Origin of the sequence: Liquorilactobacillus mali KCTC 3596 = DSM 20444 (genome assembly GCF_000260415.1) — a bacterium.
In the GTDB taxonomy this organism is placed as follows: Bacteria; Bacillota; Bacilli; order Lactobacillales; family Lactobacillaceae; genus Liquorilactobacillus; species Liquorilactobacillus mali.
Genome location: NZ_BACP01000041.1, coordinates 26,016 through 39,264, shown reverse-complemented (window position 1 = coordinate 39,264; position 13,249 = coordinate 26,016). Strand labels below are relative to the sequence as shown.

Here is a 13,249-nt window from a genome sequence, read left to right as displayed (position 1 = left end):
TTCATTAATCACCTATAAATATGCTCCATAACTCGAAGTGTTGTGTCAATACTCTTATCGACTTATGTCAAGTTCTTCGTGTAACTTTTTAGAATTTTTTATACCTTTGCTGGATTCTTTTTCTTTTCAACTTTCGTTCCCGCCTGCATTTGGTCATTATAGCCCCAGAACCAAGTAACTAAGAAGCTGACAACCAATGCGGCCAAACTAGAAAGCAGGAAAGCATAAAAGCTATTCAAGTCTGCGGCATTCTTTGGATTAAAGAATGATGAAAAACCAATCAATGAACCTGTGAACCCAAACATGTTTCCGTGCATCAATCCTGTAATAAATCCGCTAGCAGCAGAACCAATCAATCCTGAAATAAAGACTTTTCTATAACGCAAGTTCACACCGTATATTGCAGGTTCAGTTACACCACAAAAGGCTGAGATAGCAGCTGCAAAACCCAGACCCTTGATGTCATCTTTTTTAGACTTAATCGCTACCGCCAAGACTGCGGCACCCTGAGAAACCATCGTCCCAGAAATAATTGCATTTAGTGCACTTTCTCCGCTTCCAGAAATTTGTTGTGTAACCAATGGAACAACTCCCCAATGTAATCCAAAAATTACTAATACCTGATAGAAACCACCAATAACTGCTCCACCAAGCCAACCAGAAATGTGAACAAGCCAATTGATAAAGTCAGCAATACCATTGGCTACCCCTTGAATAACTGGTCCTGTAATAACAAGTGTTATCGCGCTTACCACCAAGACCGTAATCAACGGTGTAAAAATCATCTGCAGGTAACTTGGAAGATTTTTCTTGAGCCAATTGCCAATTTCCTTCGCAAACCAAGCTGCCAAAATCATCGGGAAAATCGAATACGTATAATTTAAAAATTGAAAATTAAATCCGCCGATTGAAAACATTGTCTTAAAATTGCTGCCCCATTCAATGATTTGCGGATAGGTTAAAACCCCACCAATTACCGCTGTTATAATCGGATCACCCTTCATATACCGTGCTGCTGCAAATCCTACAAAAATGGGTAGGAAGAAAAATGCCGAATCTGCCATTGCACTAACAGTAAGATATAATGTACTCTTTGCACTTAATAATTGCCCTAATTGCGGTAATGTCAATAATGCCAGGATTCCCTTAATAATACCAGAAGCAGCAATAACTCCGATTACAGGCGTCATTGATCCGGTAATGACTCCAATTAACTTATTTATATAATGCATTATTCCTTTTTTGTCTGGATCTGCTTCTTTTGAATCATCAGCAGCTTCGCCATCAGAATCTAACTTCTTAGCAAATTTTGGTCCCAATTCATCAACTACTGCATCGTATACATTTGCTACCTCATTACCAATAACAACCTGGTACTGTCCTGATGCTTTTATGACATCAATCACACCATCGGTATTTTTTAATGCATCATCCTTTGCAATACTTTCGTCTTTTAAGTAAAAACGTAATCTTGTAATACAATGAATCAAGTTGTCTACGTTTTTTTCTCCGCCCACGTCAGCGACAATTTTCTTGGCCAACTTTGAATAATCCTTATTTGCCATCGTAATTCCTCCTATCTACTTTTTTAATTTCAGAGTTCCAATAACATCTCCAACAGCACAGCTTTTTCCCTCTATCTCAAGTGTCTCAATCTTATCGTTAGAATTCGTAACAACTACCATAACGGTTGTTAATAAACCTTTATCCTGAATATCTTTCCTACTCATTGATGCCAGTTTCTGACCTTTTTTTACCTTATCACCAACTTTAGCAAAAACTTCGAATGGTTTTCCTCCCAACTCAACTGTGTCAATTCCCAAATGAAGAAGTACCTCCAAACCCTCAGCAGTTGTCATTCCTATAGCGTGTTTTGTTTCCGCAATCACAGTTATCTTGCCATCAAAAGGAGATACAATTGCGTCATCACTAGGCTCAATAGCAAACCCTTGTCCCATTGCTCCAGTAGAAAAAACCGGATCCTTTGTCTCAGAAAGCGCAACCAGTTTTCCGGAAACAGGTGCATGAACTTCTAATATATCTACTTTCTTTTTAAAACCGAACATCGAAATCGCCTCCATATATCAAACGCTTACATAATTTCACTATCATATTATAACTTGTATATACATCTGTCAACATATTGGGTTTGTATCCCTTATATATCCCTTTTAAAAAAGAATTTTATCAAGTAAAATTTATTTATTGATTGCATATACAGGAATGTTATAATAAAAAGAAACCGATTACTTAAGGAGGGATGATCTTGCAAAGGAATAAAAGTAAACAAGATATTATCGCAAAAGACATTGCAGAAAAAATTCATCATCGTATTTATTCTCCCAAAAGTTTTTTACCAAGTGAGCATCAGCTTTGTGATCTATATGGAACTTCTCGTGAAACAATCAGGAAATCCTTGGAGCAACTAACAGAACTTGGCTTAATTCAAAAAATAAAGGGACGCGGATCACTTGTTTTAGACATTCAAAGATTTACATTTCCAATTTCCGGAATTACTAGCTTCAAGGAATTGAATACTTCACTTAATATGCATGCAAGCACCAAAGTACTACAACTGGAAAAAAGAACTCTCCCAAAATCACTAGTGGCGGGGATCTCCTTACCAACACAGGATGCATTTTATCTTGAACGTCTTCGTTTGATTGAAAATGAACCTGCCGTCTTAGATATCGACTATTTGTTAAGTCCTCCTGTTGCTGAATTACCAATTTCAGCTGCTGAAGATTCGATTTATGATTATCTTGAAAATGAGCTGGGCTTAGAAATTTCGTACGCCACAAAAGAAATTACAGTCGAGGAAGTCTCTGAAAAAATTAGCACCGATTTAATGTTAAGCCCCAACAATTTAGCCGTCTTGGTAAAAAGCTTTACTTACCTTGGAAACACTCATCTCTTACAAGTTACAAAATCATACCATCATCCTAAAAAATTCAAGTTCGTTGATTTTGCCAGACGACGGAAAATCATGATTCATGATGAATTAAAGGAGCATCGCTATGAATAAAGAAAAACTACTCACCAAATTAGGAAAAAAGGTAATTTATCAAATTTATCCCAAGTCATTTTACGATAGTGACGGAGACGGAATTGGTGATATTCGTGGAATAATTGAAAAAATTGACTATTTAATTAGTTTGCATATTGATATGATTTGGTTCAATCCATTTTTCATTTCACCGCAAAACGACAATGGTTATGATATCGCAGACTATTACAATATTGACCCATTATTCGGTGCGATGGCAGATTTTGAAGAACTAGTATCAAAACTGAGGGTTAATCATATTGGTGTAATGTTGGATATGGTTTTTAACCATTGTTCAACTTCGCATCCCTGGTTTCAGAAGGCACTCGCTGGAAATGAAAAATATCAAAAGTATTTCTATATTCGCCCATCAAAAAAAGACGGTACTCTCCCTACTAACTGGAAATCCAAATTTGGCGGCCCAGCTTGGGCAAAGTTTGGAAATACTGACAAGTTTTATTTACATCTATACGATCCAACTCAAGCAGACCTTGACTGGCACAATCCAGACGTTCGTAAAGAAGCCGCTAATATCATAAATTTTTGGCGAAAAAAAGGAGTTACCGGATTTCGTTTTGATGTTTTTAATGTTATTGGTAAATCCGAAATTCTTACTGATTCCAACGGTGATGAAAAAGACGAAAAGAAGCTCTACACTGATACCCCAGTTGTTCACAAATATCTACACGAACTAAATCGAGCAAGTTTTGGACAAGATTCTGAAGTCATAACAGTCGGTGAGATGTCCTCTACCACGATTGCAAATTCTATTGAATATACGAATCCTAATAACCAAGAACTATCTATGGTTTTCACCTTTCACCATCTTAAAGTTGATTACAAAAACGGTGACAAGTGGCAGACCATTCCCCCTGACTTCAGCAAGCTCAAGAACTTACTTTTCACTTGGCAAGAGCAGCTTGATGAAGGTAATGGCTGGAATGCATTATTCTGGAATAATCACGACCAACCTCGCGCACTTAGCCGCTTTTGTAATACACGTAAATACCGGACACAAGGAGCACAAATGTTAGCGACCGCTATTCAGCTCCTTCGTGGGACTCCATTTATTTATCAGGGTGAAGAAATCGGGATGATTGATCCAGACTATTCTTCAATTGATGAATATGTTGATATTGAGAGCAAAAACGCATATCACATATTACAAAAAAAGGGATTCTCCGCTCATGATGCTTTTCTAGCCGTTAAACAAAAGTCCCGCGATAATAGTCGGACTCCTATGCAATGGACAGATGATAAATACGCTGGCTTTTCAACTCAAAAGCCGTGGTTAACTTCTACTAATCAAGACACAATAAATGTTGTTGCAGAATTAAAACATGGTGAAATATTCAAGTTTTATCAGAAATTGATTACGCTTCGAAAGAATGAACCTCTGATTAGTGATGGACACATTAAAGCATTATTGCGCGAAGACAAACACGTCTTCGCCTATAGTAGATATTTGGATGATTCAGAGTTAATTGTCCTTACTAACTTTTATGACGAACCTGCATCCCTTGAATTACCTTCACAATATTTGCAATGCCCAGGCACGGTTCTTCTTTCGAATTATCAGCGAATTTTGAAGGAGTTACCCAGTTCAATAATACTAAAACCCTACGAGGCACTTGTATTTAAATTTAACTAAATCTGACGTAATCTAAATTGTTTATCTGCCTAAAATGAAGTATCATAATGAAGTGTGAAAACTTTTTAGTTATGAAGGAGAAGTTATATGTTTGACATTATAAAAGCAATTATTCTTGGAATAGTTGAAGGTATTACAGAATTCCTGCCCATCAGCTCCACAGGGCATTTGGTTTTGGTCGATGAATTCATTAAGATGGAACAGTCAAAGGCTTTTGTGGACATGTTCAATGTGGTAATTCAGTTGGGTGCCATAATGGCGGTTGTCGTTATTTACTTTACCAAGTTAAATCCGTGGGCATCAAAAAAAAGCCCACTTGAAAAGAAGCAAACATGGACCTTATGGAAGAAAGTTATCATTGCGGTTATTCCTTCGATTATCATTGGTTTACCGTTGAATGACTGGATGGATTCGCACTTGATGAACTGGTTAGTCGTTTCAATTGCATTGATTTTTTATGGTATTCTCTTCATTATCATCGAAAATCACAATGCACATACTCAACCAAAATTCTCAGATTTAAATACGTTATCATATAAAACGGCGATTATCATTGGTTTATTCCAGGTCCTTTCGCTGATTCCAGGAACCTCTCGTTCAGGTTCTACCATTTTAGGTGGAATCATGGTTGGAACTTCCCGCTACGTAGCTGCGGAATTTTCATTTTTCTTAGCCATCCCAACAATGTTCGGTGCATCCTTACTTAAACTCTATAAGTTCTTTAGTCATGGCGGAAGCTTGGCTGGGCTCCAAGGGGTTATCCTTGCAGTTGGTGTCATTGTTTCATTTGTTGTAGCATATATTTCTATTAGATTCCTTCTTAATTACATTAAAAATAAGGATTTCAAGGTTTTCGGTTGGTATCGTATTGTCTTAGGTATCATTGTGATTGGATACTTCCTTATTTTCCATTAATTATGATGATATGGTGTGTTGCAAGCTCATAGGCTCCAAATTGATATACCTACCAGAAACATTATTTTGGATCCTAAAAAAAGGTGTTGCCGAGAACCTGGCAACACCTTTTTTCGTGAATGAAACACTGCTAACAAGCAGAATTTCTAGAAATGCTTCCACAATTCCTAAATTATTTTCGCAAGAAAAACAACATAAATCTTCTTTTTTAATAAGATAATCTTTTACTTGATAACGTTCAAAAGCACAGTCAGCGTTAAAATACTTGCTACTGTGCTTACGAGTGTACAACTTGAAAAACCAAAACTATTTATATCCTTAAATCTTATAAAAAATACTATTCTTGTCACTTTTCTATTTAAAAGAATTAATTTAATGCGTACTTTTCAATTGCAAGTGCAACTCCATCATGATCACTATCTGCTGTAACTATCTGAGCACAGTCTTTGAGTTCCGAAATAGCATTCCCCATAGCGACACCTGTACCTGCAAACTTGATCATGCTCAAATCATTACCGCCATCTCCGATCGCCATTAAATTATCAGCTGTAATCTCTAATTTGTCGCAAAGCTTTTTTAAAGCACTTCCTTTACTGATTCCTTTTGCATTTGCTTCAAAATAAAAGGGAGTACTTCTGGTAAAAGTAACAGTATTCTCCAAATCTTTAAAAGCGATATAATCTTTTAAAGCTTCGTCGATAACTTCAGGTTGATCAATAAACATTGCCTTAACGATATTAATTCCACGCATTTCAGCAGGAGTACGATATGAAACATTTAACGAGACCAAGTGTGATTCATAAATAGTGTATTCTCCAATGTCCCGATTAGCTGTGTAAATTCTATCATTACTGATTGCATGAAAATGTAACCTCTTCTTTCGTGCCAAGTATTCGAGATCCACATAATTGTCATAGCCTAAAAGAACAGAAGAAATAACCGTACCATTTGTCGTTTGTAACAAGGATCCTCCAAAACTAACAACGTACTGATCATCTTGTCCATCCAAATGTAACCGTTTCAGTAAGGTCAGGACTCCAGATAAAGGACGACCCCGTGCACAAAACAACCTTAATCCCCGCATCTTTGGCCTTTTGGATCGATAGCTTAACGGCTGTTGTGAGCTTTTTTTCTGAATTAACTAATGTATCATCGATATCAATAGCAATTACCTTTATCTTAATGATATTTCCCCCCTTCGTTCATGATTATAAAATAACTGTAACATAATAAATCTGTTTCAACTTATTTTATGGGTTTCTAAAACCAATTTTTTGAACGCTGACTCATCTTTTCGATCTTCCGCAATGATTTCCTTTACTCTTCGAGTATGCCTACCTCCATCAAAACTTGAATTCAACCATTTCTTTACTATTTTTTTAGCTAGTTCAACGTCAACTACACGAGCACCTAAAGCCAAAACATTAGCATCATTATGTCTCTTAGAATACTCTGCTGAATAAAGTTCGCTAACACAAGCTGCTCTCACGCCAGGAACTTTATTTGCTGCAATTGAAATTCCAATACCAGTCCCGCAAATAATAATCCCTAAATCAAATTCATGAGCAGCCACTGCCTCTCCTACTTTTTTTCCATAAATCGGATAATCAGTACTATCTGTTGCATCTGTACCTAAGTCCGCAACTTGGTATCCGAGAGTCTTAACATAAGGTATTAATTTCTGCTTTAGTGGATAGCCTGCATGATCGGCTCCAAAAGCAATTTTTTCATTTCCCATATTATTCTTCCTTTAGATTGTCGATTTGTTGTAACTGTTTTATCTTTTCCTCTATTTTAGTATTATTAAAAATAAAAGAACCTGCTACAAAGACATCGGCTCCAGCCTGCATACAAGGTTTGATAGTCTCGCTAGTGATTCCACCATCAACTTCAATTTGAAAATCAGTGCCACTTTCCTGTCTTAGCTGCTTTAGGGCTAAAATCTTATTAACCATTTCTGTAATAAAATTTTGCCCTCCAAATCCTGGATTGACAGTCATAATCAAAACTTGATCTACCAGAGAAAGCAACCACTTAATGCTGCTTAATGATGTCCCTGGATTCAAAGCAATGCCTACTTTTTTATGCAGGTCTTTAACTTGTTGAATTACTTTATAAATATGCGGGGTACTTTCAACATGAACAGTAATTAGATTTGCTCCAGCTTCATCAAAACAATCAACCCACTTTTCTGGGCGATAAGTCATTAAATGACAATCTAAGAACAAATTAGTTTTTTTATTTAATTGCGCAGTAAAATTCGGACTAAAAGCCAAGTTAGGTACAAATTTTCCATCCATTACATCAATATGCAATCGCTCTATTCCACATTTTTCAATTATTCTTAAATCCTGCCCCACATTCATTAAATTTGAACTCAATAATGATGGTTCAATCATGTTATTCTTTCCTTTCTTTTGAATTTTAGTCAATAAAAGAGCTTTGAATAGTATTCAAAAAACCTGAATACTATTAGAGCTCTCTTAATTATTGTGTTTATAGTATCTTTAATCCCGAGGCTTTAATATCTTTTTCAAAACCTAATACCGTACCAAGAGACACCTGTTGAGCTGTTTTACCCACATTGGTTAATTTCTTGATAATTGTAGGAGGTACCGTGATAATGTCTACGCCCATTTTTTGTGCTTGAAAGATGTTAAGCACTTCCCGTGTGCTTGCCCACAATAAATTAGCTTCTGGATGTTTCTTAACGATATCAACGCTCTGTTGAACAAATTCTGTGGGGTCAGCACCTGTGTCAGCTACTCGACCAACAAAAATCGACACAATATTTGTTGTCCCTGGTGCAAAAGCTGCAACTGTCTCTTTAACTTGATCTATCATAGCAATAGCAGTTACGTTAAGTGAAACACCCTTTTCTGAAAGTTTTTTAATCAACGAAGCAGTACTTTTTCCGTCAGTTGTAATAACAGGGATCTTTACGTAAACATTTTTTCCTAGTGAATGTAGTAATTCAGCTTCCTTTAACATGCCAGCTTGGTCATTGCTAAAAACTTCAAATGAAACAGAATAATGAGGAAATTCAGACACTACTTTCTTAGCAAATACCATATAATCTGTAATACCTGCTTTTTTCATCAAAGAGGGATTCGTAGTAAAACCTGAAACAAATTTATTTTTAGCAACCTCTCGCATATCATCAATATCAGCACCGTCAGAATAAACTTTGATTTTAAAACTATTTATCATCAATATTTCCTCCTTGAAATACATATTTGCTCTTTAAATAATTTTCAAATAACCTTGTAATATTATCAGCTGTAAAACCATAATGTTTAGTAATCAAAGAACCATTTCCACTAGCACCAAATTTATCAATACCTAACGAAAGACCATTTCTTCCGATATATCTTTCCCAGCCTAACGTTGAGCCCATTTCTATCGACATTCTATTTTTAATCTTGTCAGGCAAAACCTCTTCTTTATAAGCTGAATCTTGTTGTTCAAATAATTCAAAAGAAGGCATAGAAACAACTGAAACATCAATTTTTTCTTTCAATAATTTTGTTTGTGCCATTAAGGCAAGATTAACTTCTGAGCCTGTGGCAATTAAAATTCCGTCAGCAATGTTCTTTTGACTAGGCGAGATGATATAACCACCTCTTTTTACACCTTCAACAGCCAATTCATCCGTGTTTGGTAAAATTGGCAATCCTTGACGTGATAGTACTAATACCGTCGGTGTTTCTCTAGAAACTAGAGCAGCTTCCCATGCATAGATTACTTCGTTAGCATCCGCCGGTCGAATTACATTAATATTTGGCATTACTCGTAAACTCATCAAGTGCTCAATTGGTTCATGTGTAGGCCCATCTTCCCCGACAGCAATAGAATCATGTGTAAATACATATGTGACTGGTATTTTTTGCAGAGCTGATGAACGCAATGCACTTCTTAAATAATCCGAAAAAACAAAGAATGTGCTGCCATAGACTTTACTTCCGCCATGAAGTGCAATTCCATTAATAGCTGCAGCCTGCCCAAATTCACGTACACCAAACCAAATATTACGTTCCTGTGGACTATTTGGCTCGAAAGCCTCACTGTCGGCCGCATTTGTCTTATTAGAGGAGAAAAGATCTGCTGAGCCGCCCCAAAAATTTGGGTTATATTTTGAAATCGCTGAAATAACTTTTTGGCCAGTGACACGGCTTGCTTCTGCTGGCATATTTTCATGATAATTTGAAACTTCTTTTACCCAGCTTGAATCAATCCTATCATTAAAACTGGCAGCTAGCTGTTGTGCTAGTTCAGGTTGGTTTTCCTGATATTTGGCTAATATTTTCCCCCACTCCTGATATGTCTTCTCTCCAGTTTCAACAATAAGTTCGTGGAAACGGTCGTAAACAGCACCTGGAATTTCAAATGGCACATAATCCCAATGATAAAACTTGCGAGCAGCTTCAACATTCTTTGCACCTAAAGGATTACCATGGACTTTATTTGTTCCCTGTTCGGGAGACCCGTAACCAATGACTGTTTTAACTTCAATAATTGTAGGTTGTTGCAAGTTTCCTTTAGCATCAGTAATAGCTGCATCAATATTTTCAAGGTTATTACCATCTTCAACACGTAGGTATTGCCAACCGTAACCTTCAAATCTCTTTTTAGTATTATCATCAAAAGCCATTTTTGTGGGACCATCTAGTGAAATATCATTTGAATCATACAGTACAATTAACTTGCCTAATTTTAAATGTCCAGCTAAACTGGCAGCTTCATGTGAAATACCTTCCATTAAGTCACCATCACCAACCAGCGTATACGTATGATGATTAATGACATCTAAATTTGGTTTGTTATACACTGCAGCTAAATGTTTTTCCGCTATTGCCATGCCGACAGCCATCCCTAGACCTTGTCCTAAGGGACCAGTAGTAGCTTCCACCCCATCAGTGAGCTCATATTCTGGATGCCCTGGAGTTATACTATTCTCCTTACGAAAATGTTTCATGTCATCCAACGAAACTTGATATCCTGATAAATGAAGTAAGCTATATAACATTGCTGACCCATGACCAGCTGATAAAACAAAACGATCACGATCAAGCCATTTAGTTTTATTAGGATTTATCTTTAAGTGTCTGGTCCAAAGGACATACGCCATAGGTGCAGCTCCCATTGGCAGCCCTGGATGTCCAGAGTTAGCGTTTTCAATTGCGTCAATACTTAACATTCGGATTGCGTTTACAGCTAAATTATCTGACTTATTAAACATTTACAATCCCCCTTTTATAAAATCAATATCTACATTCTTAAAATCCTGAGGCCTTTTAACTTCTAAGTTAGGATAAACACACATACCCTTGGGTATTTTTTTTCTCCTGTGATTAAACCATATAGTTTTTAGACCTGCATTACTTGCACCAAAAATATCATTAAGATAGTTATCTCCTATATATAAAATATCTGCTGTTTTTAATCCTTCAACATTCGCAACTTTTGAGAAAATTTTGAAATTAGGTTTTGCTATTCCAATATTGCCAGATATAAAAATATCTTCTTCATTTACATATCTTAATAAACCTAAGGTGCTTATCTTATCAGTTTGATGTTTAAATTCTCCATTGGAAATAATACCAACAATTAAATCTGATTTTTTTAATTCTTTAACTAGTTGAAATACTTCTTTATATGGCTTAATATTCTTAAGATAGTAGTTATATATACTTTGAAATTCAACTGTTTTATTAAAAGTAACCTTAATACTTTCAGCAACTTTTAATGTTTGCGATAATCTTTGAAACCAATGTTCCTCTTGAGAAATGATTCCGTTTTGATAATTAGGAAATATTTCATCCGACTTTTTTCTAAACAAAGAATAAATATTTTTTTATTACTTCTTTGAATATCCGGGAATACCGTTAATAAAGCTTTCTCAAACGGCAACGCCTGATCATAAAGTGTATCATCAACGTCAAAAAAAACAGCTTTTATCAACTTACTCAGCTCCATTAATAATAAAAGATATTTTGTAAAAGCAAGATACAAAGTAACATTTCAACTTACAGTTAGATTTCCTCAATTGCAGTCGTTAATCCCGTTAAATTTAAATCTTTTACGTACTGTAAAATTGGTCGTTTGATATGTTCAACGACAAAGCTTTGTCCATCGATTCCATTTACAACTAAATTAGCGTAAAGTTTTTTAATTTCTTCTTTTACTTCAGGATCATTAAATGCATAATGACCAGAAATATCTAATATCTCTTCTGAAAGTTTCTTATCCTTTAAAATATCTTCAACCTGGAGATTTGCTTCATCTCCTTCCATCCATTTACGCCAACGTTCTGTACGAATTGCTTTTTCTAACAATACAGCATGCAAATTTGAAGGGCTTTTAATCACTCCTTCTTTCGACAAGCGTCGTTCAACACGAACCAATTTTAAATATGCTCTAGTTTCTTCAGTTCCGTATTGTGGAGCTACATTAGCTGCAGTAATATGTGCTGTATTATGAAGTAACAACGTCTCATCATTCATATAATCCGCATTGTGTTCTTTTAATCCAACTCCATATTTTTTAGCCATTGTAGACAAATCAATAGCATTAGCATAGTTCCATTTACCTACTTGCTCTGTTAGGCGAGTTAAAGTTCCTGTTTGGCCAACGATGAAGGTTGGCATAGGCAATTTTTTCTTTTCAAGTATGGCTTTTAGTCGTTGAATAAAGGTTTCATACCGGTCAGTTGTTGTTAAACCACCATTTGTCTCTTCTGTTCCAACCTCATATCCAATTTCAGGAAGCCCTCTTTTAATTCGTTCTGTTTCACAATATTCAAGCAATTCAACAGTCCAATCAATAACTTTGTCCAAGTCAACAACTTTTCCCATCTGAAACGGATCTTTTGTAGGATCAATCATTAAAAGATCAAAACCAGATTCGATATCTGCTAAATAGGATTCCTTTGCTAATTTCATAGCCTCATCTACAGGCAAATGTGAATTTCTTTCTTCATCACGTTGCCAAGGTCCACCATGGTCACGACATAAATAATAGAGCCCTTTAAACCCAACTTTGTTTGCTTCTTTTTTAATGTACTCGGAAAATCTTTCTTGATTCCAGCCATTTACGTAACCGCTACCAAATTCATCTTTATCAACTTGGTTTCTGCTCGCAATAAACATAAGAGGGAAATCCTCATCACGTGCTAATTCAAAACTAGCTTGTAAAAGATTTGAAGACATTGGCCCAATCCCTATTAACGTTGAATACCTGTTTTTTTCTTGTAGTTTAAGCATACTAAGAATTGCTTTTTTAATAGATATTTCATTAGTTTTAGTCATTATTTTAGCTCTCCTTTATTTAATGTTAATAACTTTCCCATAACAGCATCTGCTTTTTCAATAATCTGAGTTGCACTTAATTGCACAACTTTTTTCCCTTTGAAACGTTCCATTCCATTAATATTTGTATCATTTGTTAAAACAACAAAATTAGCATTTGCCACATCGTTGGAAGTTAACTGGTTTTCCGCGCCTGAACTTCCTTGTGTTTCAACTTTAATATCTACTCCCACTTTTTTTGCAGATTGTTCTAAAGCTTCTGCAGCCATATATGTGTGTGCAACTCCACTAGGGCAAGAAGTTACTCCTACAATTTTCATAATTAAAACC

The 13,249-nt window shown here is 35.8% G+C and carries 12 protein-coding genes and 1 pseudogene; 3 read left to right on the top strand and 10 right to left on the bottom strand.

All coding sequences use genetic code 11. From position 1 onward, the window contains the following. Window positions 1-98 precede the first annotated feature (98 nt). A complete protein-coding gene (locus GSM_RS14150) occupies window positions 99-1,565 on the bottom strand; it encodes a PTS transporter subunit EIIC (protein ID WP_010078066.1) in 1,467 nt (488 codons plus the stop codon). A 15-nt stretch (window positions 1,566-1,580) separates the two neighbouring features. Then, window positions 1,581-2,066 carry a PTS sugar transporter subunit IIA gene (locus GSM_RS15625; RefSeq protein ID WP_010078065.1) on the bottom strand — a complete coding sequence of 162 codons (486 nt, stop codon included), beginning with the start codon at window positions 2,064-2,066 and terminating at the stop codon, window positions 1,581-1,583. A gap of 194 nt (window positions 2,067-2,260) precedes the next feature. On the opposite strand from GSM_RS15625, the gene treR reads away from it, so the two are divergent. The 3 genes from treR to GSM_RS07755 all read left to right on the top strand — a co-directional run bounded on the left by treR (window position 2,261) and on the right by GSM_RS07755 (window position 5,612). Beyond that, window positions 2,261-3,025 (top strand): trehalose operon repressor, encoded by a 765-nt coding sequence (treR, locus tag GSM_RS07765; protein ID WP_003690834.1) that lies wholly within the window; start codon window positions 2,261-2,263, stop codon window positions 3,023-3,025. Continuing rightward, window positions 3,018-4,697, top strand: coding sequence for an alpha,alpha-phosphotrehalase (treC, locus tag GSM_RS07760; protein WP_003690836.1), 1,680 nt, complete (start codon window positions 3,018-3,020; stop codon window positions 4,695-4,697). The genes treR and treC overlap by 8 nt, the downstream gene beginning before the upstream one ends. An 87-nt stretch (window positions 4,698-4,784) precedes the next feature. Then, entirely contained in the window at window positions 4,785-5,612 is an 828-nt protein-coding gene (locus GSM_RS07755) for an undecaprenyl-diphosphate phosphatase (RefSeq protein WP_003690838.1), read from the top strand. Window positions 5,613-5,979: 367 nt separating this feature from the next. Here the strand turns inward: GSM_RS07755 and GSM_RS07750 are convergent. The 8 genes and pseudogenes from GSM_RS07750 to GSM_RS07715 form a co-directional block, all read right to left on the bottom strand. Next, window positions 5,980-6,799 (bottom strand): annotated as a pseudogene (locus tag GSM_RS07750) (Cof-type HAD-IIB family hydrolase). 53 nt (window positions 6,800-6,852) lie between these two features. After that, a complete protein-coding gene (gene rpiB / locus GSM_RS07745; RefSeq protein WP_003690841.1) occupies window positions 6,853-7,350 on the bottom strand; it encodes a ribose 5-phosphate isomerase B in 498 nt (165 codons plus the stop codon). A 1-nt stretch (window position 7,351) separates the two neighbouring features. Then, window positions 7,352-8,011 carry a ribulose-phosphate 3-epimerase gene (gene rpe / locus GSM_RS07740; protein WP_003690842.1) on the bottom strand — a complete coding sequence of 220 codons (660 nt, stop codon included), beginning with the start codon at window positions 8,009-8,011 and terminating at the stop codon, window positions 7,352-7,354. Window positions 8,012-8,108: 97 nt separating this feature from the next. Continuing rightward, window positions 8,109-8,822: a transaldolase gene (locus tag GSM_RS07735; protein ID WP_003690843.1), complete on the bottom strand. Its 714-nt coding sequence runs from the start codon at window positions 8,820-8,822 to the stop codon at window positions 8,109-8,111. Further along, window positions 8,812-10,851 (bottom strand): transketolase, encoded by a 2,040-nt coding sequence (tkt, locus tag GSM_RS07730; protein ID WP_003690845.1) that lies wholly within the window; start codon window positions 10,849-10,851, stop codon window positions 8,812-8,814. Before tkt ends, GSM_RS07735 begins: the two co-directional genes overlap by 11 nt. Then, window positions 10,852-11,451, bottom strand: a complete 600-nt coding sequence (locus tag GSM_RS07725) for an HAD family hydrolase (protein ID WP_010078064.1) — start codon at window positions 11,449-11,451, stop codon at window positions 10,852-10,854. A gap of 193 nt (window positions 11,452-11,644) precedes the next feature. Further along, on the bottom strand, window positions 11,645-12,919 hold the full coding sequence (locus GSM_RS07720) for a class II D-tagatose-bisphosphate aldolase non-catalytic subunit (protein WP_003690848.1): 1,275 nt from the start codon (window positions 12,917-12,919) through the stop codon (window positions 11,645-11,647). Next, window positions 12,919-13,239 (bottom strand): PTS fructose-like transporter subunit IIB, encoded by a 321-nt coding sequence (locus GSM_RS07715; protein WP_003690850.1) that lies wholly within the window; start codon window positions 13,237-13,239, stop codon window positions 12,919-12,921. Before GSM_RS07715 ends, GSM_RS07720 begins: the two co-directional genes overlap by 1 nt. Between the last annotated feature and the right edge of the window lie 10 nt (window positions 13,240-13,249).

What these genes read in the sequence shown, in the direction of transcription:
- GSM_RS14150 (WP_010078066.1), bottom strand. Translation starts at nt 1,565, where the DNA reads ATGGCAAATAAGGATTATTCAAAGTTGGCCAAGAAAATTGTCGCTGAC.
- GSM_RS15625 (WP_010078065.1), bottom strand. Translation starts at nt 2,066, where the DNA reads ATGTTCGGTTTTAAAAAGAAAGTAGATATATTAGAAGTTCATGCACCT.
- treR (WP_003690834.1), top strand. Translation starts at nt 2,261, where the DNA reads ATGATCTTGCAAAGGAATAAAAGTAAACAAGATATTATCGCAAAAGAC.
- treC (WP_003690836.1), top strand. Translation starts at nt 3,018, where the DNA reads ATGAATAAAGAAAAACTACTCACCAAATTAGGAAAAAAGGTAATTTAT.
- GSM_RS07755 (WP_003690838.1), top strand. Translation starts at nt 4,785, where the DNA reads ATGTTTGACATTATAAAAGCAATTATTCTTGGAATAGTTGAAGGTATT.
- rpiB (WP_003690841.1), bottom strand. Translation starts at nt 7,350, where the DNA reads ATGGGAAATGAAAAAATTGCTTTTGGAGCCGATCATGCAGGCTATCCA.
- rpe (WP_003690842.1), bottom strand. Translation starts at nt 8,011, where the DNA reads ATGATTGAACCATCATTATTGAGTTCAAATTTAATGAATGTGGGGCAG.
- GSM_RS07735 (WP_003690843.1), bottom strand. Translation starts at nt 8,822, where the DNA reads ATGATAAATAGTTTTAAAATCAAAGTTTATTCTGACGGTGCTGATATT.
- tkt (WP_003690845.1), bottom strand. Translation starts at nt 10,851, where the DNA reads ATGTTTAATAAGTCAGATAATTTAGCTGTAAACGCAATCCGAATGTTA.
- GSM_RS07720 (WP_003690848.1), bottom strand. Translation starts at nt 12,919, where the DNA reads ATGACTAAAACTAATGAAATATCTATTAAAAAAGCAATTCTTAGTATG.
- GSM_RS07715 (WP_003690850.1), bottom strand. Translation starts at nt 13,239, where the DNA reads ATGAAAATTGTAGGAGTAACTTCTTGCCCTAGTGGAGTTGCACACACA.